We start from the raw sequence: 21,860 nt of genomic DNA, 5'->3' as shown, positions 1-21,860 counted from the left end.
TGCTTTGGAATTTTGACCGAGGTTCAGATGTTCCGCTTATTCTTCGCATTATTGCTTACGATTGGACTGGCGCAGGCCGCACTTGCGCAATCCGACGAGACCGAAGCACCTGCCCCCACGACCGAGCGCAGTTCGACCGGCGGCGCGACGACGCTCGAGGATATTCTGGCCCGACAGCGCGGCGAACAGGTGGATAACGCCTATCGTTCGGAAAACACCGGCCAGGGCAATGTTGAGGGTCTGCTGGGCCAGTTTGGCCCAAGCGGCGTGTCATCGGACAGCGATGTCTACCGTGCGTTACGCTTTGGTTCGGCAGACGTCACCGTCTCATCCCGTGGGCCTGCCGACAGTGTTCTGATACAGGACGGCGGCATGTGGTGGTGGGAATTCCGCACCGGACCGTTACGCGAATACGGCGGCTATATCATCGCAGGAATGCTTGCGATCATCGTCTTGTTCTTCCTGATCCGCGGAAAAATCCGCATCGATGGCGAGAAAACCGGCCGGACTGTCCTGCGCTTTACCAGTTTTGAACGCTTCGGGCATTGGCTGTTTGCCGGGTCCTTCCTGATCCTTGGCCTTACTGGCCTGCTGACGCTTTATGGGCGCGACTTCCTGATCCCGATCTTCGGCAAGGAAGGCTTCGCGACCATCGCCCAGGGCTGCAAATGGCTGCACAACAACCTGGCCTGGGCCTTTATGCTGGGGCTCATCATCGTCACCGTGAACTGGATCGCCCACAACATACCAAACCGCACAGACCTGAAATGGCTGGCCGCCGGAGGGGGGCTGTTCACCAAGGGCTCTCACCCGCCCGCCAAAAAGTTCAACGCCGGGCAAAAGATCATCTTCTGGGCCTGCATCCTGCTGGGCGTCTCGATCAGCCTGTCGGGCCTGTCGCTGCTGTTCCCGTTTGAATTGCCGATGTTTGCCAAGACTTTCTCGGTCGCAAACGCCACCGGCATTCCGCAAGCATTAGGCCTGAACCTGCCGACACAAATGGCACCGCAGGAAGAGATGCAGTATGCGCAGGTCTGGCACGTTATGGTGGCCTATGTCTTCATTGCCATCATCATCGCCCACATCTACCTCGGCTCGGTCGGGATGGAGGGCGCATTCGACGCCATGGGCACCGGTGAAGTCGAAGAGCAATGGGCGCGCGAGCACCACTCGCTGTGGCTGGAAGAGGTGCAGGATAAAGAGGCCGGTAAAGCAGCGGCTTCACCCGCAGAATAGATGCGCGGGCTGATCCTGGCCCTGGTGCTGGTCCCCCTGCCCGCCTGGTCCGAATTCTTCACGCTCAAAGGTCATGGCGGTCCGATCATGGGGATCGCCACCGCGCCGGACGGGCGCATTGCGACGGCCAGTTTCGACAATTCCGTGGGTCTATGGTCGGACAAATCCCCCGAATGGCTTGAAGGCCACGAAGCCGCCGTCAACAGCGTCGTGTTCAACGGAACCGCGATCTATTCCGCCGGGGACGATTTCACCCTGCGTCGCTGGCCCGGCGGTGAGATTGTCGGCCAGCACAAAGGCAAGATCGTCGGGCTTGCTGCCTCAAAAACCCATGTTGCCACGGCCAGTTGGGATGGCACCATCGGGCTTTGGCCGGTCGACGGGTCAGACCCTGTTTTGCTTGGACCAACCGGCAGCGGTGTAAACGCAGTGGCCTTTTCGCCGGATGGCGCGCATCTTTATTCAGCGGGGGTCGATGGCGCTCTGCGACTTTGGGATGTTGCCAGCGGTCAGGAAACAGATCGGTTGGTCGAGCATGGCTTTGGCATCAACGAATTGATCCTGAACACGCAGGATAACTGGATCGCCTATGGCGCGGTTGACGGCGTCACGCGCATTCTGGACCTGTCCACGCGGGAAGAACGAGACTTCACCCTCGACCGCCGCCCGATCCTTGCCCTTGCCCTCAGCCCCGACCGCAGCCTGCTGGCGGTTGGTGATGGCGAAGGCTACATCATGGTGATCGACACGACCGAATGGCGCATCGCGCAGGATTTCCGCGCCACCCTGCGCGGGCCGGTCTGGGCGCTGGCCTTTTCCGCCGACGGGCAGAACATCCACGCGGGCGGCATCGACGACGCCATGTATAGCTGGCCGGTATCAGCCCTAGGCGATCAGGACCAAATGGCCGCTGTCGAGCCAAGCTTTCTGAAAAACCCAGACGAAATGAGCAATGGCGAACGCCAATTCGCCCGCAAATGCTCGATCTGCCACAGCCTCACACCTGATGGGCAACGACGCGCCGGTCCGACGCTGTATGGACTGTTCGGTCGCCCGGCCGGAACCTTGCCGGGCTATTTCTACTCGGAAACCTTGCAAGACTCTGATATCATTTGGAATGATGAGACGATAAATGCCCTTTTCGACGAAGGGCCGGATCACTACATTCCAGGGTCAAAGATGCCGATGCAGCGGATCACCCAAGCGCAGGACCGGGACGATTTGATCGCCTTTCTGCGCCGCGCAACGGTTGACCAGGACTGAACCCGGAGGAGACCATGAAAGCCTTTTTTGCCGCCCTGGCCGCGATGGTCGTCATCACCGTTGCAGCCCCTTACACGCTGGAGCAGATGGGCTTTAGCGCCGAAGAGGCCACTTCCGGCTCAGCCGTGCGCCTCGACTGAATGTCCGACTACCTGACCACCAAAGAACTGGCCGACCTGCTGCGGATCGGCGAGCGAAAGGCCTACGATCTGGCCTCCTCGGGCGAGGTGCCCTGCGTCCGCGCCATGGGCAAACTGCTGTTCCCCCGCGCCGAGGTGATCGCATGGCTCAACGCCTCTCGATCCGGTCCGCAGGTGGCCGAACCACCCCTGCCCGCCATCGTCGCAGGCAGCCATGATCCCCTGCTGGACTGGGCGCTGCGGGAAAGCGGATCGGGGTTGGCGACTTATTATGACGGCTCTTTCGACGGGCTGACCCGCCTTGCAGATCGCAGCGCGCAAGCCGCGGTCTTGCACATCCACGAAGAAGATGGGTTCAATACAACCTCCCTGCGCGATGCGCTGGGCGAAGCGCCCGTGGTTCTGGTCGAAATTGCCCGGCGGCAGCGCGGGTTATTGCTGGCCCCCGGCGTCACCGACATAAGCGGGTTTGCCGATCTTAGAAATCGGCGCGTCATCCTGCGCCAGAACAGCGCCGCAAGCCAGCGCCTGTTTGACGCGCAACTTAAAGCGCACGGCATGGCACGGGATGATCTGAACGCCCTGCCAAACTGCGCCCGCACCGAAGAGGAACTGGCCATATCCTTACATGACGGCAAGGCCGAGGCCGGGTTCGGGTTGGGTGCTCTGGCCAGTCTCTACAACCTTGGCTTTGCGCCGACTCATTCCGAACGTCTGGATCTGGCCATCTGGCGGCGCGCCTATTTCGACCCACCGATGCAGAAACTGCTGCGCTTCTTGCGCTCCGACCAATTCCACGCCCGGGCCTCCGAATTCGGCGGCTACGATCTGAACGGATTGGGACAGATCCACCATAATGGCGCCAGCGGGTAACGCTTCATCTTTTAAAAAAATACTCTCGCCGAAGGCATTGGCCGCAGGCCAATTCACTGCGCGTTTGGAAAGAACACCTGCTGCCCCTGCAGCCGGAATGACTCGATGGCCGCCTGACCGTCCGGCCCCAGCAGCCAGTCGATAAACCTCTGCCCTGCGTTGGCGCGCACTGTGGGGTGTTTGTCGGGGTTCACAAGGATCACGCCATATTGGTTGAACAAACGCGGGTCGCCCTCGACCAGTATTTCAAGATCGCCCCGGTTGCCAAAGGACAGCCAGGTTGCCCGGTCGGTCAGCGTATAGGCCCCCATGCCGCTGGCCACGTTCAACGTCGCCCCCATGCCCGAGCCGGTTTCGCGATACCACGTCCCGGACGCCTCGGTCGGATCAATACCGGCCTCCGCCCAATGGCCGAGCTCGGCCTTGTGCGTACCGCTGTCATCCCCGCGCGAGACAAAAACGGCCTCTACCGCCTCAATCGCCGCCAATGCAGACAGAATATCCGACCCGCCCTTGACGCCAGCCGGGTCCGATTTCGGTCCGACCAGAACAAAATCGTTATACATCAGGTCAAATCGCTCAACGCCCCAGCCATCGGCCACGAACTGCTCCTCGGCCGGCTTAGAATGCACCAGCAGCACATCCCCGTCCCCATTGATCGCGTTGCGAATGGCCTGACCGGTTCCAACAGCCACGACGCGCACATCGATCCCGCTCTCCGCCTCAAACCCCGGCAGGATATAGTCCAACAGGCCCGAGTTCTGGGTAGACGTGGTGGATTGCACGACAATGAACGGCTCCTCTGCCAAAGCAGTCCCTGCCATCAGGCCAAGACCCACCAGTGCTGCGCGCAAAACTGCCCGAACCATCGCGACCTCCAAGTTTCCTGCTAAGTGACCAAACCGCCTGCCAGGTAGCGCCGGGATGCCTCGCTTTGCGGGGCATCCAGAACCTGCTTTGCGGAACCATGTTCAACCACATGGCCGCCCTGCATCATGACAATATCCGCCGCAAGCCGCCGCGCCTGCCCGATGTCGTGGGTGACCATCACAATCCGCACACCCCGAGACGACGCGCGCAGGATCATACGTTCGATCATCTGCGTGGCACTTGGGTCAAGCGCGCTTGTGGGTTCGTCCAGAAACAAAGTCTCGGGGTTCACCGCCAGCGCGCGCAGGATCGCAAGCCGCTGCGCCTCACCGCCTGACAGTGAACGCGCGGATTGCCGGGCTTTGTCCTCAAGCCCACCCTCGGCCAGCAATTCAACGATCCGGGCTTTGCGCGCGGCGCGTGCCAGCCCCTGACGTTTCAGTACAAAATCCAGATTGGCGGAGACCGAGCGTCGCAGCAGAACCGGCTGCTGAAACACCATCGCCTGCCGCGACAGATGATCAGCGTTCAGCGGTGTGTCGTCCTGCATCACCCTCCCCTGATCCGGCGCAATCAGCCCGTGCAAACAGCGCAGCAACAGGCTTTTGCCGGCCCCGTTCGGCCCTAGCAAAAGGGTCGGCCCCGGCCCGTCCAGCACCAGACCGGCGACATCCAGCAATGCTTTCCCGTTGCGGCGGATCTGCACGTCGCGGACATGAAGGCGATTTGTCATATCCGAGACCAGATCACGCATGGCGCAATCCCTCCTGCTCGGCCCGCAGGCTGGCGGCGCTGACCATCGCATTCACGGCCACCGCAATCCCGATCAGGATCGCACCCAAAGCCAGCGCCAGCGCCAGATTGCCTTTCGAGGTTTCCAGCGCGATCGTCGTGGTCATCACCCGTGTCACATGGTTGATATTGCCGCCCACGATGATCACCGCCCCGACCTCGGCAATCGCGCGGCCAAACCCGGCCAGCAGCGCGGTGATCAGGGCAAGCCGCGCGTCCCACAGCAGCACCGGAACCGAGGCCAGACGCGACACCCCAAGCGAGCGGAGTTGTTCCGAATACTCCTCGGCCAGCATCTCAACCACTTGCCGGGTCAGCGCGGCCACGATGGGCGTCACCAGCACGACCTGAGCAATGATCATCGCGGTCGGAGTATAGAGCAGTTCCAGCACGCCCAGCGGCCCCGAACGGGACAGCATCAGATACACCAACAGCCCCACCACCACCGGCGGAAAGCCCATCAGCGCGTTCATCAGCACGATCAGAACCCGCCGTCCGGGGAACCGGGCAACAGCCAGAGCTGCCCCAACCGGCATCCCGATCAGCGCAGAAATCAGTACCGCAAACAGGGAAACTTTCAGGGACAGAAGCACAATGGCCCACAGCTCTGCATCCCCATTGAGGATCAAAGACAGCGCGCCGCTGAATTCTGATGCAAATCCCTGCATTATTTCCCCAGTTGCAACGCAAATCGGATGAAATGCGATAAATTACAAGGAAATATTAGCCCGGTTTGACCCCAAGTACATACACATTTCCGACAGTCGGAATGAAAAACGCGGCCCCGTTTGGGACCGCGCCGTGACGTGCGAAATGCCCGTTTGGCTTAGTTCAATGCCGCATCGGTGATCTGATGCGTCCAGGCACCTTCGGGCTGTTTGGTGATAACCGGGTCAGAGCCACCGGCCAGCAAGGTGCCAACGGTCCGCTCGAAATCCGCCGGGTCCAGCGCGCCGTTCGAGCCCGCGGTCAGCTTTGCGATCTCACCCATCATGCGCTTTTGATGCTCTTCGGTCTGCGCACCGGTCGCGTCATTGTCCAGAACGATCAGAGCGGCCTCTTCCGGGTTCTCCTCGGCATATTTCCAGCCTTTCATCGAGGCGCGGACGAAGCGCTGCATCTTTTCAACAAAAGCCTCATCGCTCAGGTTCTCTTCCAGTACATAAAGACCGTCTTCCAGCGTCGCGACGCCCTGATCTTCGTACTTAAATGTCACCAGCTCATCCGGACTGACGCCTGCATCGATGACCTGCCAGTATTCGTTATAGGTCATGGTGCTGATGCAATCGGCCTGACGCTGCAACAGCGGGTCGACGTTGAAACCCTGTTTCAGAACCTCAACCCCGCTCTCGCTTTTGCCGCCGGTATCGATGCCAAGCTGGCTCATCCAGCTCATGAACGGGAATTCGTTGCCAAAGAACCAAACACCCAGGGTGCGGTTTTTCAGATCCTCCGGCGCGGCAATCCCGGCATCCTTCCAGCAGGTCAGCATCATGCCCGAACTTTTGAACGGCTGCGCGATATTGACCAAAGGCAGCCCCTTTTCGCGGGCAGCCAATGCGGCAGGCATCCATTCGACGGTCACATCGGCCCCGCCACCGGCGATCACCTGCGTCGGTGCAATATCCGGACCACCCGGCAGGATGGTCACGTCCAGATTTTCTTCCTCATAAAACCCCTTGTCCTTCGCCACATAGTAGCCAGCGAACTGAGCCTGCGTGACCCACTTAAGCTGCAAGGTCACCTCATCTGCGGCCAGTGCTGAACTGGCGGCCAGGCTAAAGGCGGCAACCGCCCCGCTGAGTAGCTTTTTCATCTTCATCTTCTCCTAGTTGCGTGTTGTGCCCCATTTTCGGGGTCTGTTAAGTCTTCTTTTTGTTATCCGCGTTGTGAGGGGTGCCAGAAGGTTACCACCTTTTCGAGCCCCGCCACCAATGTATAGAACACCGTCCCCGCCATGGCCGCCACTGCAATCTCGGCCCAGACCAGATCGATGGACAGGCTGCCCACCCCGGTCGAAATCCGAAAGCCCATGCCGCGCGTCGGCGATCCGAAGTATTCGGCCACGATAGCCCCGATCAGCGCCAGCGTTGTGGCGATCTTGAGGCCGTTGAAAACGAACGGCATCGCCGCAGGCAGGCGCAGCTTGATAAGCGTTTGCATGTAACTGGCCGCATAGGTGCGCATCAGATCGCGCTGCATGGCGTCCGCCTCGCGCAGGCCCTGCACCGTATTCACAAGGATCGGGAAGAACACCATCACGACGACAACAGCCGCCTTGGATTGCCAGTCAAACCCGAACCAACTGACCAGAATGGGCGCAATCCCCACGATGGGCAGGGCCGCGACAAAGTTCCCGATGGGCAGCAGCCCACGTGTCAGGAACACCGACCGGTCTATCAGGATTGCAGTCACGAAAGCGGCGCTGCTGCCGATGGCAAAGCCGGTGAACGCCCCTTTAAAAACCGTCTGGGTAAAATCCTGCCACAGAATATCCGTCGAATTCGCAAAGGTCTGCGCCACCATTGACGGCGGCGGCAGGATCACGGGTGAGACGTTGAGGCCCCGCACCAGTCCCTCCCACAGGATTAGCAGCGTGACACCAAACAGCACCGGCACAAAGACCCGAATACCCTTCGAGTCGCGATAGATCGACCGCGCCAGCCAGGCATTCAGCCACCAGGCACCGGCCCAGAAGATCAGGGAAAAGATCAGCCAGTTCATGCGCCCATCCCCATGCGTTTTAGGGTCACCCGTTGCAGCACGTCCAGCAACGTCACCAGGATGCCGGCCAGAATCGCCGCCGCAAACAGCGCCGCCCAGATGGCCAGCGGCGTGCCGAACTGATCCCCGATCAATATCCGCGCACCCAGGCCCGAGATTGCACCCGTCGGCAACTCGCCCACAATCGTCCCCACCAAGGCCGCCGCGATCCCCACCTTCAGCGAGGTAAACAGATACGGCACCGAGGACGGCAGGCGCAGCTTCAGAAACGCCTGCAGTCCGTTTGCATTGTAGGTTCTGAGCAAATCCAGTTGCGAAACGGCAGGCGACCGCAGCCCTTTGACCATCCCGACCAGAACCGGGAAGTAACACAAGTAGGCCGAGATAATGGCCTTGGGCACCCCACGCCCCTCGATCCCCAATTGCGAACTCAGGACAATGATCATCGGGGCCAGCGCCACAATCGGCACCGTTTGGCTGATGATGGCCCATGGCATCAGGCTCATGTCGACAACGCGGGAATAGACAATGGCGACGGCCCCCAGAATGCCCACGGCAGTGCCCAACAAGAAACCCCAAAGGGTGGATTGCAGCGTGATCCAACCGTGATAGATCAACGACCGCTTTGACATGGCCCGCCCGCGCATCGCCATCTCACCAGTGGTTTTCCACAGCTCCTGCCCCACCTGAATCGGGGTCGGCAGGCGCGGACGGTCGAGTTCGTAGCCGCGAACGATATGCGCTGAATTCTGCGTCATCAGAACCCAGACCGAGACCTGCTGACGGTCCCGTGACGCCTCGGGCGTGACGGTTTCGCCTGCGCGTTCGGCCTGATCCAGCGAGACACGGATATTCATCGGTGCAACCGCCAGATACCACAGCACAACAATAGCCAGCAGAACGGTCATGACTGCAAAGAACTGTTTCATGCCCGCCACTCCATCCGCAGGACAGGAACGGTGTCCGGAGGCACCGGCGGTTCCTCGGCCGTCACCTCAAACCCTTCGCGCCGGTAAAATCGCTGCGCCGCCGTGTTGGGGGTATGGGTGGTCAACCAAAGAAAGTCCCGCCCCTCTTTGGCCTGATCGACAAATCTCTTGCCGATCCCCTGTCCGGTTCGGCTGCAATAGAGCCCACCGATTTTGTTTTCCTTTGGATCGACCGACATATAGCAATCAATCGGGTCTCCGGTGACCCAGATTTCGCGCGCATCAAACGCCTTGCGGATCATGTCGGCGATTTGACCTACGGGCAGTTCGTCCGACATCCAGTCGGTTTGGCTGGCCCAGTCATGAACCACCCGCGCGCATGCCTCCACATCCTCGGGCCTTGCGCGTCTGATTTGGACGGCGTCAGTCATCATAGGAATGCCCCGCCCGCAGCCCGTCGCGCACCCGATGCGCGACCTCGATGAATTCCGGCGTGTCACGAATGTCCAACGGCCGCTCCTTGGGTAAGGGGCTGTCGATCACATCCGTAATCCGCCCGGGTCGGGGGCTCATGACCACGATCTTGGTGCTCAGATACACCGCCTCGGGGATCGAGTGGGTCACAAAGCCAATCGTCTTCTCGGTCCGTGCCCAAAGTGCCAAAAGCTGCTCATTCAGGTGGTCGCGCACAATCTCATCCAAAGCCCCGAACGGTTCATCCATCAGCAGGATATCGGCATCAAAGGCCAGGGCTCGCGCGATGCTGGCCCGTTGCTGCATTCCGCCAGACAACTGCCATGGAAATTTCCCACCAAACCCTTCAAGATCAACAAGTTCCAGTACGTTCCTAACACGCTCATCCTGTTCCGCCGAGGAATAACCCATAATCTCAAGCGGCAGTTTGATGTTCTTGGCAATGGTCCGCCACGGATACAGGCCTGCCGCTTGAAACACATACCCATAAGCCCGCTTGCGCCGCGCCTCATCCGGGGTCATGCCATTCACGGTCAACGTTCCCCCGGTCGGGGTCTCCAACGCAGCAACGCAGCGCAGGAACGTGGTTTTACCGCAGCCCGAAGGGCCTATGAAGCTGACAAAATCGCCCTTGTCGATTGTCAGGTTCACATCCTTGAGGGCATGAACCGGCCCGTCATTGGTTTGGAAGGTCAGGTCAAGTTGCCTGGCTTCGATCACGGACGGGGTCTTACTTTCAGTATTCATTCCATTGCCTTGAAAAGAGTGGATTTGAGCCGCCGCAAGACGGCTCATCTACGTCATACGCCCGTTGCCGGAATACCCGTCCGCTCGACCGGCCTCGGCGCGGTCAGCTCTTTCCATGTGCTCAACGCCTTGTTCACGGTCGTATTCGCCTCACGCGCTACAAAGTCACCGTGGCCTTCCTGCGTGCGGATCTCTCCATCATGCACAGCGACCTGACCACGTGTCAGGGTAAAGCGTGGCAGGCCCTTGACCTCTTTGCCTTCAAAGACGTTGTAGTCGATGGCCGATTGCTGAGTGCCCGCGCTGATGGTCTTGGATTTCTCAGGATCCCAAACCACCAAATCGGCATCCGCGCCGACCAGAACAGCGCCCTTTTTCGGGTAGCAATTCAATATCTTGGCGATGTTTGTTGAAGTTACCGCTACGAACTCGTTCATGGTCAGGCGCCCGGTATTCACCCCATGCGTCCACAACATCGGCATCCGGTCTTCAAGCCCTCCGGTCCCGTTCGGGATCTTGGTGAAATCCCCCACGCCATAGCGTTTCTGTTCCGTGGTAAAGGCACAATGGTCCGTGGCCACAACGCTCAGCGTCCCGGATTGCAACCCGTTCCACAGGCTGTCCTGATGCTGCTTGTTCCGGAACGGGGGGCTCATGACCCGCCGCGCCGCGTGATCCCAATCCTGATTGAAATATTCGCTTTCATCCAGGGTCAGATGCTGGATCAAAGGCTCTCCCCACACCCGCTTACCCTGCATCTTGGCCCGCCGAATGGACTCATGCGCCTCTTCGCACGAGGTATGCACGACATAAAGCGGCACGCCCGCCATATCCGCGATCATGATCGCCCGGTTGGTCGCCTCGCCTTCCACCTGCGGCGGGCGGGAATAGGCATGCGCCTCGGGGCCGGTATTACCCTCGGCCAGCAGTTTGGCGCTCAGTTCCGCCACCACATCGCCATTCTCGGCATGGACCATCGCGGTGCCGCCCAGCTCGGCCAGACGCTTGAACGAGGCGAACAATTCGTCATCATTCACCATCAACGCGCCTTTATAGGCCATGAAATGCTTGAACGTGTTGATGCCCCGCGTCTCAATCACCGTCTTGAGGTCATTGAACACCTGCTCGCCCCACCAGGTCACCGCCATGTGAAACGAGTAATCGCAATTCGCACGCGTCGACTTGTTGTCCCAGCGCTTCAACGCATCCAGCAGGCTCTCGCCCGGGTTTGGCAGCGCAAAATCGACCACCATGGTCGTCCCACCCGCCAAAGCCGCCCGCGTGCCGCTTTCGAAATCGTCGCTGGAATAGGTCCCCATGAACGGCATCTCCAGATGCGTATGCGGATCGATGCCGCCCGGCATGACGTAACATCCGGTCGCGTCCAGCTCGGTATCGCCCTTCAGGCCCATCCCGATCTCAATGATCACGCCGCCTTCGACCAGCACATCCGCCTTGTAAGACAAATCTGCCGTAACAACGGTTCCGTTCTTGATGACTGTGCTCATGTTAAACTCCCTGATGTGGTCTGCGCCACTTGCTTCTTCTGTTCAAAAATACCTCGGGGGAGTCGCCCTTGGGCGACGGGGGCAGCGCCCCCTATTCCACGATTTCCGCCGTCTCGACGACCGCATGAAACAGAACATCGGCCCCGGCCGCAGCCCAGTCCTTGCTGATCTCTTCGGCCTCGTTATGGCTCAGCCCATCCACACACGGGCACATCACCATCGCGGTCGGTGCAACCCGGTTGATCCAGCAGGCATCATGCCCGGCGCCCGAGATGATGTCCGTGTGCGAATAACCCAACCGTTCCGCCGCATCGCGCACGGCAGCAACACATCCATCATCGAATTTGACCGGATCAAATCCGCCGACCTTCTCGAATTCGATCTCAAGGCCCATCTCATTGACAATGTCCTCGGCCGCGACGCGCAACCGGTTCTCCATATCGGTGATCACATCCAACTCGGGCGAGCGGAAATCGACCGTGAACACCGCCTTGCCCGGGATCACATTGCGTGAGTTCGGATAGATGTCGATATGTCCCGCCGCCCCAACGGCATGGGGTGCATGGGACCAGGCGATCTCATCCACCTTCTCAAGAATGCGCGCCATCGCCAGCCCGGCATTCTTGCGCATCGGCATTGGGGTCGATCCGGTATGCGCATCCTTGCCGGTCACGGTTATCTGAGTCCAACTCAACCCCTGACCATGGGTGACGACCCCGATATCCTTGCCTTCGGCCTCCAAAATCGGCCCCTGTTCAATGTGCAACTCAAAGAACGCATGCATCTTGCGCGCGCCGACCTCTTCATCGCCGCGCCAGCCGATACGCTGCAACTCGTCGCCAAATTTCTTGCCCTCAGCATCTTCGCGACCGTAGGCCCAATCCTGCGTGTGCATCCCGGCAAACACGCCCGAGGACAGCATGGCAGGCGCGTATCGCGTGCCTTCTTCATTGGTCCAGTTCGTCGCCACGATAGGGTGTTTGGTCTTGATCCCAAGATCATTCAGGGTCCGGATGATCTCCAATCCCCCAAGCACGCCCAGAACGCCATCATATTTGCCCCCCGTCGGCTGCGTATCAAGATGCGAGCCCACATAGACCGGCAGCGCATCCGGGTCCGTGCCCTCGCGCCGGGCAAACATGTTACCCATCTGGTCCAGCCCCATGGAACAGCCCGCATCCTCGCACCATGTCTGGAACAGGGCGCGGCCTTCGGCGTCTTCATCGGTCAATGTCTGGCGGTTGTTACCGCCCGCGACGCCGGGCCCAATCTTGGCCATTTCCATCAGGCTGTCCCACAACCTGTCGCCATTGATCCTGAGATTCTGCGCCGGAGCTGCCATTGTCTTTTTCCCTGTCGCTTGCGATTTGGCTCGCTTTTGGTGTCTTGATTTGACCATCTGGTCAAACTCACGCTATCACGGGTTCGACATCAGTCAAGAAATTGCGAAACACAGCGGAATTTTTCCGCATAATTCACACTCACTTGGCTAAAAAGAGACACGCAGGAACCATGCCCAAAGACCGCGCACCAACCCGAATTCAGAAAAAGAACCGCGCCGCGATTCTCGAAGCCGCTTTGAACGTGTTCTCGGCGCATGGGTTTCGCGGGGCGACCGTCGATCAGATCGCGGCCGAGGCCGGTCTGAGCAAGCCCAACCTGCTGTATTATTTCCCCTCGAAAGAGGCGATCCACACCGCGCTTTTGTCCGGTTTGCTGGACGTTTGGCTGGCCCCATTGCACGATCTGGACGAAAACGGCGATCCGATGCAGGAAATCCTGTCCTACATCCGGCGCAAACTGCAGATGAGCCGCGAATTACCGCGCGAAAGCCGCCTGTTTGCCAATGAACTGGTACAGGGCGCGCCGCGCATACATGATGCCCTGTCCACCGACCTCAAGGCCCTGGTCGACTCGAAATCCGAGATCCTGACCAGATGGATGGATGACGGTAAAATTGCCCGCGTGCACCCCTATCATCTGTTCTTTTCGATCTGGGCCTTGACCCAGCATTACGCCGATTTTGACGTGCAGGTCCGCGCCATTCTGGGCGAGGAAGACCCGTTCGAAGGGGCCGAACCCTTTGTCGAGATGCTCTATCGCAAACTGCTGACACCCTAAGGTTTATTTCGCGGGTTTCAGAGCCAGTATTCGTTTCAAAATCACGATGGCCATGGCCAGCAATATGGTCAGATCGCCCATTGTGTTAACCGTGTTGATCTTGGGCACTTTCCCGGCATCCCGTACGATGGCGGTATACATCTTGGGCTGCTGGACGCCGATGGAATGCTCACGCTCGGACGCTTTGATGAACTTGTCAAAGTCCTGTAATGCTTTGACCTTTTTCTTGACCTGCCCCAGAAAGCGCTGATCCAGCTGGCGATCCTCTTTCAGCTTTTTCAGCATCTCTTCGATCGAGCGGCGCAGCTTGATCATCTGATCCAGGTCCTTTTTGACCTGCTTTTGGTGCAGCACGAAATTCTTTGCCGCCAGCGCGTCTCGCTGTTTGGCTTTGGACAGGGCGACGTTCTTTTTGGATGTGTCCCGGTCAAGCTTTGTGACCCGGTTGCCACCCTTGTTACGGCCCGGTGGTGCCGCTGGCATGACATTCTCCTTTGATCCTGTATGTCAGCGGCACTGTATCACCGAACCGGTATTTGCGGGATACCGGTATCTCTTACTCGGCGGCTTTCGCCATCGGGTTGTTCGGGTGGGACGTCCAGTTGGCATATTCCTCCTGAACAACCTTGCCGGTGCGCGGATCGACCGCGCCCGCGGCCATCGGCTCCATCGAGATGCAGCCTTCGACCGGGCAGACATCCACGCAGAGGTTGCAGGCGACGCATTCCTCGTCGATCACCTCGAACACGCGATCCGGCGACATCGAAATTGCCTGATGACTGGTGTCTTCACAGGCGGCGTAGCAACGGCCGCATTTGATGCACTGGTCCTGATCGATCTTGGCCTTGGCGATGTAGTTCAGGTTCAGATACTGCCAGTCGGTCACATTCGGCACCGCGCGCCCAACGACTTCTGAGACGCTGGTATAGCCTTTCTCATCCATCCACTCGGACAGGCCCGCCGTCAGTTCATCGATGATCTTGAACCCATAGGTCATGGCCGCCGTGCAGACCTGCACATTGCCACAACCCAATGAGATGAATTCTGCCGCGTCGCGCCATGTGGTCACGCCGCCAATGCCCGAGATCGGCATGCCATGCGTCGCCTCGGCCCGTGCGATTTCCGAGACCATCGACAGCGCAATCGGCTTGACTGCCGGGCCGCAGTAACCGCCATGGCTGCCTTTGCCGTCAATCGAGGGTTCGGGGCTGAACGTGTCCAGGTTGACGCTGGTGATCGAGTTGATCGTGTTGATCAGCGATACCGCGTCTGCCCCACCATTCCGCGCCGCAGCTGCAGGTTTGCGGATGTCGGTAATGTTCGGCGTCAGCTTCACGATGACCGGGCGGTCATAGTACATCTTGCACCAGCGGGTCACCATTTCGATATATTCCGGCACCTGCCCAACGGCAGACCCCATTCCCCGCTCGCTCATCCCGTGAGGACAGCCGAAGTTCAGTTCGATGCCGTCCGCGCCCGTTTCGGCAACACGCGGAAGGATGGCTTTCCACGCTTCTTCCTCGCACGGCACCATGATCGAGGCGATCAGCGCGCGGTCCGGGTAATCCGCCTTGACCCGCGCCATTTCTTCAAGGTTCACTTCCAAGGGCCGGTCAGTGATCAGTTCGATATTGTTGAGCCCCAGCAACCGCCGATCCGCGCCATATATGGCCCCGTAACGCGGGCCGTTGACGTTCACGACCGGAGGGCCCTCGGCCCCCAGTGTCTTCCAGACCACACCACCCCATCCGGCCTCGAAGGCGCGGCGGACGTTGTATTCCTTGTCGGTCGGCGGGGCCGAGGCCAGCCAGTAGGGGTTGGGGCTGGAAATGCCCAGAAAGTCTGTCGTCAGGTCAGCCATGGGTACTCCTTTCCGGCTCCTCAGCCGGTTTTCTTGAAAATCATCTCGGTCGGGCGAATCCGCCCGGCATGCAGGTTTGCGACGTAGTTTTGAAACTTCTCTGGTGCCGTATCACCCATCATCAGGTGGATGCCCAACGGCGCGGGGCCGGTTTCGGCAATCTTTGCAAAGACTTCCTCGAAGAACTTGATGGCGAATTCGGTACGATCCGTCTCGGTCACCAATTCAAGCCCCGCCGATGCGGCTGCGTCCTTATAGACCTCTGGCGCGTGCACAAACGAAGTCTCGGCCACAGTCGACCAAGGCAAGGGGAAAGCCAACGGTTCGTCTGTTGCACCAGCCATCACGTCGAACAGGGCAAAGCTGCCACCCGTGGCAAGTGCGCGCGACACCTCGGCAAACAGCCCGGCCTTGTCTTCGATGTTCATGCCGACATGCAGCATCACCGCCAGATCGAACCCGGCATCCGGTACTGGCATGTCCAAAGCACTGCCGACGTGGAACTCGACCTTGTCGGAATGCCCCACGATCTCGCTGAGTGCCGTTGCCGTTTCGACAAACTCAGGTGTCAGGTCGACCCCTGTCACCCTCGAGTCGTACCGGTCCACGACATAACGCGATGTCCCGCCGATCCCGCAGCCCACATCCAGCACCCGCGTCGCATGGGTGGGCGACAGCTGGGCAAACAGATGATCCGTGGCGAGAACCCCGCCAGTGTGAAACTCGTCACCGGCTTTCAGGTCCGCGACCGTGGCCGCGTCGGGGTCAACGCCACTGGCTTTCAGGGCATCGCGCACGCGATCCGTCAGAGCGCCGGTAGTGTAGTGTTGGGCAACTGCGTTTTCGATCTGGGACATAACGGTACCTCAGCGAATGGGATGAGTTGAATGCCTCACCCTATCACGAAACAAGGCTCGCGTGGATGTCCATCGCCGCGTCCCGGCCTTCGGCAACGGCGGTCACAGTCAGGTCTTCCCCGCCCGCGGCGCAGTCGCCGCCCGCCCAGACACCAGCCATCGAGGTGCGTCCGGCCCCGCTGACGGCGATCTTGTTGCCGTCCAGTTCCAGACCTTCGGGCGCGCCGTCCAGCGTTTGACCAATCGCTTTCAGCACCTGATCTGCAGGCAGGCGAATGGTCTCGCCGGTTCCAGTCAGCTGACCATTCTGGCTTGAGGTATATTCCAACTCGACCTCGACCGCCGCACCGTTGCCATGAACCGCAACAGGCTGAACATTAGTCATGATCCGAACCCCGTGCGATGCCGCGAGATCCTGCTCATACCGGCTGGCACCCATTGCGTCCCGCCCACGGCGGTAGGCAATCGTGACATGCTCGGCACCCAGCAGTTTCGACTTCACCGCCGCGTCAACAGCAGTCATGCCGCCCCCGATCACAACGACATTGCGCCCCACTGGCAAATCGGCCAGATCCGACGCTTGCCGCACGTCCGAGATGAAATCGACCGCAGCGCGCACGCCGTCCTTGTCTACCCCTTGCGCCCGCAGCGCGTTCACGCCAGCAAGACCGATGGACAGGAACACGGCGTCGTAATTCTCGATCAGGCCTTCAAGCGAGAGGCCCTCGCCCAACAGCGACCCCGTTTCGATGGAAATACCGCCGATCTTCAGCAGCCAATCCACCTCGGCCTGCGCGAAGTCATTGGTCGATTTGTAAGCGGCAATCCCGTATTCGTTCAGACCGCCGGGCTTAGGTTTGCCTTCATGGATCACCACATCATGGCCCAGCATTGCCAGCCGATGCGCGCAGGCCAGACCGGCAGGCCCTGCCCCGATCACAGCGATGGTTTTGCCCGTCGCGGCGGCACGTTCGAACGGATGAACGCCCGAAGCCATCACATCATCAGTCGCAAAGCGTTGCAGACGCCCGATCTCAACCGGTTTGCCTTCGGCTGTTTCGCGCACACAGGCCTCTTCGCACAAGGTCTCGGTCGGACAGACACGGGCGCACATGCCGCCCAGAATGTTCTGGTCCAGAATGGTCCGTCCCGCAGATTGCGGCTGACCCGCCTGAATCTGGCGAATGAACAACGGAATATCGATATCCGTCGGACAGGCCGTCACACATGGCGCGTCATAGCAGAAATAGCAGCGATCTGCGGCCACGGCAGCCTCGTGCGGGGCCAGCGGCGGATGCAAATCGGTAAAATTCGAGGTCAGCTCATCGCTGGAAAGCCGCCCGGAAACGATTCCGGGTGCCATCTGGCCCTGTGCCATCGCTCTACTCCCTGTAGATATGTTTGTTGTGACCTCAGCTTGCCACATTTTGATTTTTTATCAATTGGTAAAATTTGCCAAATGGTCAAAAATTTGAATCCGGCAGCCGATACAGACCGGATTTGGCCCCGTTTTGCTCACTTTCTAAGCATTTTGCAGGGCGGCGTGTCGGGATAACCCGTTCAAGTCGGGTCGCCGGACCTCAACAGTCTTTTGACGCCCTATCCGGCTTGCTGTAAGCCCGAAGGCAGGTGCGTGAGACAACGCGCATGTTTGGGACGGGCACAGATGCGGGCAGCTTCGCAAGATTTCAACATCGTCATCATCGGTCAGAACAACCGCCTGCAATACGAGGCCGTGCTGTTCGCTGCCTCGCTGCGCCATTCATCGCCCGATTTCAAAGGGCGTCTGTTTGTCGCCACGCCCAATCCCGGCCCGCGCTGGCCTCAGAACCCCGCCATTCAGGACGAGGACGTTCTGAAAGCCCTGAAACATCTGGGTGCCGAGATCCTGCCCTTCGACAGCCATGTCTTTGGCGAAAGCTATCCCTATGGCAACAAGATCGAGGCGCTTTTGGCCCTGCCCGAAGGCGAACCCTTTGTTTTCTTTGATACAGATACGCTGATCACGGGCGATCTGGGCAGCGTTCCGTTTGATTTCGACCGCCCCGGCGCATCCTTGAAGGTCGAAGGCACCTGGCCCAAGCCGACCCTGTACGGGCCGGGATTTGATGGCATCTGGTCCGCGCTGTACCGGCGTTTTGGTCTGGATTTCGACAGCTCGATTGACACCAGCCAACCGCACGAGCACTGGCGGCGGTATCTGTATTTCAACGCGGGCTATTACTTCTACAAATGTCCGCGCCAGTTTGGCGAACGGTTTCTGGACTTCGCGCGCACCATCCGGGACGAGCATTTTCCGGAACTGGTCGGACAGAACCTCGATCCCTGGCTGGATCAGGCCGCCCTGCCCCTTGTGATCCATTCCTTCGGCGGCGGACGCGATGCCCTGCCCGAGGGGCTTCTGGAAGGCTCGGTCAGCTGTCACTACCGCCTGTTTCCAATGCTTTATGCCCGCGAAAGCGACCATGTGATCGATGTTCTGGAAACCGTTACGGCCCCGAACAAGATCAAGAAGGTCCTGAAACAGTACGACCCGATCAAAAAGCTGGTGATCCAGGGCAAGGGTAAGAAAATCCGGGACCTGTTCGACCGCAACGCGCTGCCCAGCCGCGAACAGGCCATTCGGAACCGGATCAAAGCGCAAGGCCTGTGGATGCGCTGACAGCAGCGTTGTGTGACGGCGGGCAATGTCCTACAGATTCGGCAACACACATTCCAACAGGAGATTTTTTGATGTCTGACGGCCCCACCTACGGTTTCGACACGCTGCAAATTCACGCGGGCGCACGCCCGGACCCGGCAACCGGCGCGCGGCAGACACCGATCTACCAATCCACGGCCTATGTGTTCCGCGATGCCGACCACGCTGCAGCCCTGTTCAACCTGCAAGAGGTTGGGTTCATCTACTCGCGCCTGACCAACCCGACGGTGGCCGTGCTGCAAGAGCGTGTGGCGACCCTGGAAGGCGGCGTTGGCGCGGTCTGCTGTTCGTCGGGCCACGCGGCACAGATCATGGCGCTGTTCCCGCTGATGGGACCGGGCTGCAATGTGGTGGCCTCGACCCGTTTGTATGGCGGCACCGTCACCCAGTTCAGCCAGACGATCAAACGCTTTGGCTGGTCGGCCACGTTTGTGGACACCGATGATCTGGACGCGGTGAAGGCTGCCATCGACGAAAACACCCGCGCGGTGTTCTGCGAATCCATCGCCAACCCGGGCGGCTATGTCACCGACATCCGCGCGCTGGCGGATGTGGCTGACGAGGCAGGCATTCCGCTGATCGTCGACAACACCTCGGCCACGCCCTACCTGTGCCGCCCGATTGAACACGGGGCGACGCTGGTTGTGCATTCGACCACCAAATACCTGACCGGCAATGGCACCGTCACCGGCGGCTGCATCGTGGATTCGGGCAAGTTCGACTGGTCGGCCAACGACAAGTTCCCCTCACTCAGCGAACCGGAGCAGGCGTATCACGGCCTGAAATTCCACGAGACCTTTGGGCCACTGGCCTTCACCTTCCATGGCATCGCCATCGGGTTGCGCGATCTGGGCATGACCATGAACCCGCAAGCCGCGCATTACACGCTGATGGGGATCGAGACCCTGTCGCTGCGGATGGAGCGTCATGTCGAGAACGCGCAAAAGATCGCAGCATGGCTCGAAGCCGATGATCGCGTGGACTACGTGACCTATGCGGGCCTGCCCTCGTCGCCCTATCACGACCGGGTCAAGGCGCAGTACCCTCGCGGCGCGGGTGCGCTGTTCACCTTTGCCGTCAAAGGTGGCTATGACGCCTGTATCAAGCTGGTCAACGCGCTGGAGATTTTCAGCCATGTCGCCAATCTGGGTGATGCCCGGTCGCTGATCATCCACTCGGCCTCGACCACGCACCGTCAGTTGACACCGGAACAGCAAGAGGCTGCGGGCGCAAGCCCCAACGTGGTGCGTGTATCCATCGGGATCGAGGATGCCAATGACCTGATCGCCGATCTGGATCAGGCCCTGGCCAAAGCCAGTAACTAAGCCATGAGCGGGCACGACACCAACGCGCTGGGTCAACCCATCGGTCTGCCGGTCACAGGCGATTTCCCGCGCCCGACACCGCCTTATACGCCGATGATGGGCCAGTATTGCTCGGTCGTGCCGCTGGACGTGAACAGACATGCGCCCGGATTGTTCCGGGCGTTTGCCAATGACGCCGATCATCGGAACTGGACCTACCTGCCCTACGGCCCGTTTGAGTCCGAGCCGGATTTTGAAACCTGGGCCCGCGCCAACTGTATGGATGCGGATCCGATGTTTCACACAGTCTTGGATGCGGATGAGGTGCCGGTGGGCATGGCCTCGTACCTGCGGATTGCGCCTGCGGCCGGGGCAATTGAGGTGGGGCACATCCACTTCTCCCCCCTGTTGCAGCGCAAGCCGCAATCGACCGAAGTTATGTACCTGATGATGAAACGTGTCTTCGACGAGTTGGGCTATCGCCGGTATGAATGGAAATGCGACGCGCTCAATGCCGCCTCGTGCCGGGCGGCGCAGCGATTGGGTTTCACGTTCGAGGGCATCTTCCGGCAGGCGACCCATTACAAGGGCCGCAATCGGGATACGGCGTGGTACGCGATCATCGACAGTGACTGGCCCCGTATCAAGGCCGCGTTCGAAGAATGGCTGTCGCCCGACAATTTCGACGCGGCGGGCCAGCAACGAAAACCGCTGATGACCCGCGCCGAGGCGTAGTCTTACTCGGAAATCTCGAATTCCATCGAGACGCTGACCGAAACCGAAATCTCTCCGCTGGCCACGGGTACACTACCGGCATCCGCCGCGCTGAAAGCGCGCATCTCGGCCATAGGGCGCACACCGCCACCGCGTTCCGAGATTGTCTGGACCGGACCCAAAGTGACATTTGCCGCTTGCGCCAGTTGCTCGGCCTTGGCTGTAGCTTCGCCCACCGCCTTGGCGCGGGCCTGCACCTCAATCGGTTTGGGGTCCTGCAAACCAAAGCTGAGGCCGCCGAAATCATTGGCCCCGTCCTGAATGACGGCATCCATGATCTGTCCCAACTGGCTCAGATCTCGCACCCGCACAAATACCCGGTTCGACGCAACAAAGCCTGTGATCTCGGGCGCGCTGCCGTCCCGCTGATTTCGATTCGACCAGACCGGCGACAGGGACAGGTCGCGCGTTTGCACATCCCGATCCTCGATCCCCATGTCGGTCAGACGGGCCAGAACCTGCGCCACAGCGTCCGATGTCGCCTGCATCGCCACAGAGGCTTCGGCGTTTTCGTTTGTCACGCCCAGCGTGATCGTCGCCATATCGGGCGCGACCTGCACGGTTCCCGTGGCGTCCACATTGATGCGACGTTCTTCCGCATGTGCCAGCCCGGCGGTTGTTGCGGCCATCATGGCGGCCAGAAAAGCGAATGTCTTCAAGGTCATCCCTCCAAACTAATTGCCTAC

At 59.9% G+C, this 21,860-nt stretch carries 23 protein-coding genes; 8 read left to right on the top strand and 15 right to left on the bottom strand.

Annotated features, from left to right (window positions below):
* Positions 1 to 27 precede the first annotated feature (27 nt).
* The 4 genes from ACR0KJ_RS02530 to ACR0KJ_RS02515 are packed head-to-tail and all read left to right on the top strand — an operon-like array spanning position 28 to position 3,512.
* The gene (locus ACR0KJ_RS02530) at positions 28 to 1,236 is read left to right on the top strand and encodes a formate dehydrogenase subunit gamma (protein ID WP_480625905.1); all 1,209 of its coding nucleotides are present in this window, start codon (positions 28 to 30) and stop codon (positions 1,234 to 1,236) included.
* On the top strand, positions 1,237 to 2,499 hold the full coding sequence (locus tag ACR0KJ_RS02525) for a c-type cytochrome (protein ID WP_480625904.1): 1,263 nt from the start codon (positions 1,237 to 1,239) through the stop codon (positions 2,497 to 2,499).
* Between the two features lie 14 nt (positions 2,500 to 2,513).
* Positions 2,514 to 2,639, top strand: a complete 126-nt coding sequence (locus ACR0KJ_RS02520; protein WP_480581542.1) for a hypothetical protein — start codon at positions 2,514 to 2,516, stop codon at positions 2,637 to 2,639.
* On the top strand, positions 2,640 to 3,512 hold the full coding sequence (locus ACR0KJ_RS02515; RefSeq protein ID WP_480625903.1) for a substrate-binding domain-containing protein: 873 nt from the start codon (positions 2,640 to 2,642) through the stop codon (positions 3,510 to 3,512).
* A gap of 53 nt (positions 3,513 to 3,565) precedes the next feature.
* On the opposite strand, the gene ACR0KJ_RS02510 is transcribed toward ACR0KJ_RS02515, so the two are convergent.
* From ACR0KJ_RS02510 to ACR0KJ_RS02465, 10 genes are all read right to left on the bottom strand, one after another.
* Positions 3,566 to 4,381 carry a substrate-binding domain-containing protein gene (locus ACR0KJ_RS02510; RefSeq protein WP_170621657.1) on the bottom strand — a complete coding sequence of 272 codons (816 nt, stop codon included), beginning with the start codon at positions 4,379 to 4,381 and terminating at the stop codon, positions 3,566 to 3,568.
* Between the two features lie 20 nt (positions 4,382 to 4,401).
* Positions 4,402 to 5,136: an ATP-binding cassette domain-containing protein gene (locus ACR0KJ_RS02505; RefSeq protein ID WP_170451321.1), complete on the bottom strand. Its 735-nt coding sequence runs from the start codon at positions 5,134 to 5,136 to the stop codon at positions 4,402 to 4,404.
* Complete coding sequence (locus ACR0KJ_RS02500) at positions 5,129 to 5,842, bottom strand: ABC transporter permease (protein ID WP_170451322.1); 714 nt, start codon at positions 5,840 to 5,842, stop codon at positions 5,129 to 5,131. Before ACR0KJ_RS02500 ends, ACR0KJ_RS02505 begins: the two co-directional genes overlap by 8 nt.
* Positions 5,843 to 6,000: 158 nt before the next feature.
* A complete protein-coding gene (locus ACR0KJ_RS02495) occupies positions 6,001 to 6,990 on the bottom strand; it encodes an ABC transporter substrate-binding protein (protein WP_170734569.1) in 990 nt (329 codons plus the stop codon).
* Between the two features lie 62 nt (positions 6,991 to 7,052).
* Entirely contained in the window at positions 7,053 to 7,898 is an 846-nt protein-coding gene (locus ACR0KJ_RS02490) for an ABC transporter permease (RefSeq protein WP_170518042.1), read from the bottom strand.
* A complete protein-coding gene (locus ACR0KJ_RS02485; protein ID WP_480625902.1) occupies positions 7,895 to 8,827 on the bottom strand; it encodes an ABC transporter permease in 933 nt (310 codons plus the stop codon). Before ACR0KJ_RS02485 ends, ACR0KJ_RS02490 begins: the two co-directional genes overlap by 4 nt.
* Positions 8,824 to 9,258, bottom strand: a complete 435-nt coding sequence (locus tag ACR0KJ_RS02480; protein WP_170451326.1) for a GNAT family N-acetyltransferase — start codon at positions 9,256 to 9,258, stop codon at positions 8,824 to 8,826. The genes ACR0KJ_RS02485 and ACR0KJ_RS02480 overlap by 4 nt, the downstream gene beginning before the upstream one ends.
* Complete coding sequence (locus ACR0KJ_RS02475; RefSeq protein ID WP_170451327.1) at positions 9,251 to 10,048, bottom strand: ABC transporter ATP-binding protein; 798 nt, start codon at positions 10,046 to 10,048, stop codon at positions 9,251 to 9,253. The genes ACR0KJ_RS02480 and ACR0KJ_RS02475 overlap by 8 nt, the downstream gene beginning before the upstream one ends.
* A 53-nt stretch (positions 10,049 to 10,101) precedes the next feature.
* The gene (hydA, locus tag ACR0KJ_RS02470; protein WP_480625901.1) at positions 10,102 to 11,556 is read right to left on the bottom strand and encodes a dihydropyrimidinase; all 1,455 of its coding nucleotides are present in this window, start codon (positions 11,554 to 11,556) and stop codon (positions 10,102 to 10,104) included.
* 91 nt (positions 11,557 to 11,647) lie between these two features.
* Positions 11,648 to 12,898, bottom strand: coding sequence for a Zn-dependent hydrolase (locus ACR0KJ_RS02465; protein WP_170451330.1), 1,251 nt, complete (start codon positions 12,896 to 12,898; stop codon positions 11,648 to 11,650).
* Between the two features lie 170 nt (positions 12,899 to 13,068).
* Here ACR0KJ_RS02465 and ACR0KJ_RS02460 point away from each other — a divergent pair, with 170 nt between their 5' ends.
* Positions 13,069 to 13,677, top strand: a complete 609-nt coding sequence (locus ACR0KJ_RS02460) for a TetR family transcriptional regulator C-terminal domain-containing protein (RefSeq protein ID WP_170451332.1) — start codon at positions 13,069 to 13,071, stop codon at positions 13,675 to 13,677.
* A gap of 3 nt (positions 13,678 to 13,680) precedes the next feature.
* Here ACR0KJ_RS02460 and ACR0KJ_RS02455 read toward each other — a convergent pair whose 3' ends face one another.
* The 4 genes from ACR0KJ_RS02455 to ACR0KJ_RS02440 all read right to left on the bottom strand — a co-directional run bounded on the left by ACR0KJ_RS02455 (position 13,681) and on the right by ACR0KJ_RS02440 (position 17,773).
* Positions 13,681 to 14,160 carry a hypothetical protein gene (locus ACR0KJ_RS02455; RefSeq protein ID WP_170451334.1) on the bottom strand — a complete coding sequence of 160 codons (480 nt, stop codon included), beginning with the start codon at positions 14,158 to 14,160 and terminating at the stop codon, positions 13,681 to 13,683.
* Between the two features lie 73 nt (positions 14,161 to 14,233).
* Positions 14,234 to 15,538: an NAD-dependent dihydropyrimidine dehydrogenase subunit PreA gene (preA, locus tag ACR0KJ_RS02450; RefSeq protein ID WP_170518020.1), complete on the bottom strand. Its 1,305-nt coding sequence runs from the start codon at positions 15,536 to 15,538 to the stop codon at positions 14,234 to 14,236.
* Positions 15,539 to 15,558: 20 nt separating this feature from the next.
* Positions 15,559 to 16,395 (bottom strand): methyltransferase domain-containing protein, encoded by an 837-nt coding sequence (locus ACR0KJ_RS02445; RefSeq protein WP_170451338.1) that lies wholly within the window; start codon positions 16,393 to 16,395, stop codon positions 15,559 to 15,561.
* A 43-nt stretch (positions 16,396 to 16,438) separates the two neighbouring features.
* Entirely contained in the window at positions 16,439 to 17,773 is a 1,335-nt protein-coding gene (locus ACR0KJ_RS02440) for an NAD(P)-dependent oxidoreductase (protein WP_170451340.1), read from the bottom strand.
* A 288-nt stretch (positions 17,774 to 18,061) separates the two neighbouring features.
* Here ACR0KJ_RS02440 and ACR0KJ_RS02435 point away from each other — a divergent pair, with 288 nt between their 5' ends.
* From ACR0KJ_RS02435 to ACR0KJ_RS02425, 3 genes are all read left to right on the top strand, one after another.
* On the top strand, positions 18,062 to 19,057 hold the full coding sequence (locus tag ACR0KJ_RS02435) for a hypothetical protein (RefSeq protein WP_170621649.1): 996 nt from the start codon (positions 18,062 to 18,064) through the stop codon (positions 19,055 to 19,057).
* A gap of 71 nt (positions 19,058 to 19,128) precedes the next feature.
* The gene (locus tag ACR0KJ_RS02430; RefSeq protein WP_170451344.1) at positions 19,129 to 20,421 is read left to right on the top strand and encodes an O-acetylhomoserine aminocarboxypropyltransferase/cysteine synthase family protein; all 1,293 of its coding nucleotides are present in this window, start codon (positions 19,129 to 19,131) and stop codon (positions 20,419 to 20,421) included.
* A 3-nt stretch (positions 20,422 to 20,424) separates the two neighbouring features.
* Complete coding sequence (locus ACR0KJ_RS02425; protein ID WP_170621648.1) at positions 20,425 to 21,135, top strand: GNAT family N-acetyltransferase; 711 nt, start codon at positions 20,425 to 20,427, stop codon at positions 21,133 to 21,135.
* A gap of 2 nt (positions 21,136 to 21,137) precedes the next feature.
* Here the strand turns inward: ACR0KJ_RS02425 and ACR0KJ_RS02420 are convergent, their stop codons facing one another.
* Positions 21,138 to 21,839, bottom strand: a complete 702-nt coding sequence (locus ACR0KJ_RS02420; protein ID WP_480625900.1) for an SIMPL domain-containing protein — start codon at positions 21,837 to 21,839, stop codon at positions 21,138 to 21,140.
* Positions 21,840 to 21,860 lie beyond the last annotated feature (21 nt).

The organism is Ruegeria sp. AD6 (genome assembly GCF_056542325.1).
Note: the sequence above shows the minus strand (reverse complement) of the source record. Positions and strands in the feature narration are given on the sequence as shown.

Excerpts from the sequence above, each read along its gene's own strand:
- ACR0KJ_RS02530 (WP_480625905.1), top strand. The coding sequence starts at position 28 with ATGTTCCGCTTATTCTTCGCATTATTGCTTACGATTGGACTGGCGCAG.
- ACR0KJ_RS02525 (WP_480625904.1), top strand. The coding sequence starts at position 1,237 with ATGCGCGGGCTGATCCTGGCCCTGGTGCTGGTCCCCCTGCCCGCCTGG.
- ACR0KJ_RS02520 (WP_480581542.1), top strand. The coding sequence starts at position 2,514 with ATGAAAGCCTTTTTTGCCGCCCTGGCCGCGATGGTCGTCATCACCGTT.
- ACR0KJ_RS02515 (WP_480625903.1), top strand. The coding sequence starts at position 2,640 with ATGTCCGACTACCTGACCACCAAAGAACTGGCCGACCTGCTGCGGATC.
- ACR0KJ_RS02510 (WP_170621657.1), bottom strand. The coding sequence starts at position 4,381 with ATGGTTCGGGCAGTTTTGCGCGCAGCACTGGTGGGTCTTGGCCTGATG.
- ACR0KJ_RS02505 (WP_170451321.1), bottom strand. The coding sequence starts at position 5,136 with ATGCGTGATCTGGTCTCGGATATGACAAATCGCCTTCATGTCCGCGAC.
- ACR0KJ_RS02500 (WP_170451322.1), bottom strand. The coding sequence starts at position 5,842 with ATGCAGGGATTTGCATCAGAATTCAGCGGCGCGCTGTCTTTGATCCTC.
- ACR0KJ_RS02495 (WP_170734569.1), bottom strand. The coding sequence starts at position 6,990 with ATGAAAAAGCTACTCAGCGGGGCGGTTGCCGCCTTTAGCCTGGCCGCC.
- ACR0KJ_RS02490 (WP_170518042.1), bottom strand. The coding sequence starts at position 7,898 with ATGAACTGGCTGATCTTTTCCCTGATCTTCTGGGCCGGTGCCTGGTGG.
- ACR0KJ_RS02485 (WP_480625902.1), bottom strand. The coding sequence starts at position 8,827 with ATGAAACAGTTCTTTGCAGTCATGACCGTTCTGCTGGCTATTGTTGTG.
- ACR0KJ_RS02480 (WP_170451326.1), bottom strand. The coding sequence starts at position 9,258 with ATGACTGACGCCGTCCAAATCAGACGCGCAAGGCCCGAGGATGTGGAG.
- ACR0KJ_RS02475 (WP_170451327.1), bottom strand. The coding sequence starts at position 10,048 with ATGAATACTGAAAGTAAGACCCCGTCCGTGATCGAAGCCAGGCAACTT.
- hydA (WP_480625901.1), bottom strand. The coding sequence starts at position 11,556 with ATGAGCACAGTCATCAAGAACGGAACCGTTGTTACGGCAGATTTGTCT.
- ACR0KJ_RS02465 (WP_170451330.1), bottom strand. The coding sequence starts at position 12,898 with ATGGCAGCTCCGGCGCAGAATCTCAGGATCAATGGCGACAGGTTGTGG.
- ACR0KJ_RS02460 (WP_170451332.1), top strand. The coding sequence starts at position 13,069 with ATGCCCAAAGACCGCGCACCAACCCGAATTCAGAAAAAGAACCGCGCC.
- ACR0KJ_RS02455 (WP_170451334.1), bottom strand. The coding sequence starts at position 14,160 with ATGCCAGCGGCACCACCGGGCCGTAACAAGGGTGGCAACCGGGTCACA.
- preA (WP_170518020.1), bottom strand. The coding sequence starts at position 15,538 with ATGGCTGACCTGACGACAGACTTTCTGGGCATTTCCAGCCCCAACCCC.
- ACR0KJ_RS02445 (WP_170451338.1), bottom strand. The coding sequence starts at position 16,395 with ATGTCCCAGATCGAAAACGCAGTTGCCCAACACTACACTACCGGCGCT.
- ACR0KJ_RS02440 (WP_170451340.1), bottom strand. The coding sequence starts at position 17,773 with ATGGCACAGGGCCAGATGGCACCCGGAATCGTTTCCGGGCGGCTTTCC.
- ACR0KJ_RS02435 (WP_170621649.1), top strand. The coding sequence starts at position 18,062 with ATGCGGGCAGCTTCGCAAGATTTCAACATCGTCATCATCGGTCAGAAC.
- ACR0KJ_RS02430 (WP_170451344.1), top strand. The coding sequence starts at position 19,129 with ATGTCTGACGGCCCCACCTACGGTTTCGACACGCTGCAAATTCACGCG.
- ACR0KJ_RS02425 (WP_170621648.1), top strand. The coding sequence starts at position 20,425 with ATGAGCGGGCACGACACCAACGCGCTGGGTCAACCCATCGGTCTGCCG.
- ACR0KJ_RS02420 (WP_480625900.1), bottom strand. The coding sequence starts at position 21,839 with ATGACCTTGAAGACATTCGCTTTTCTGGCCGCCATGATGGCCGCAACA.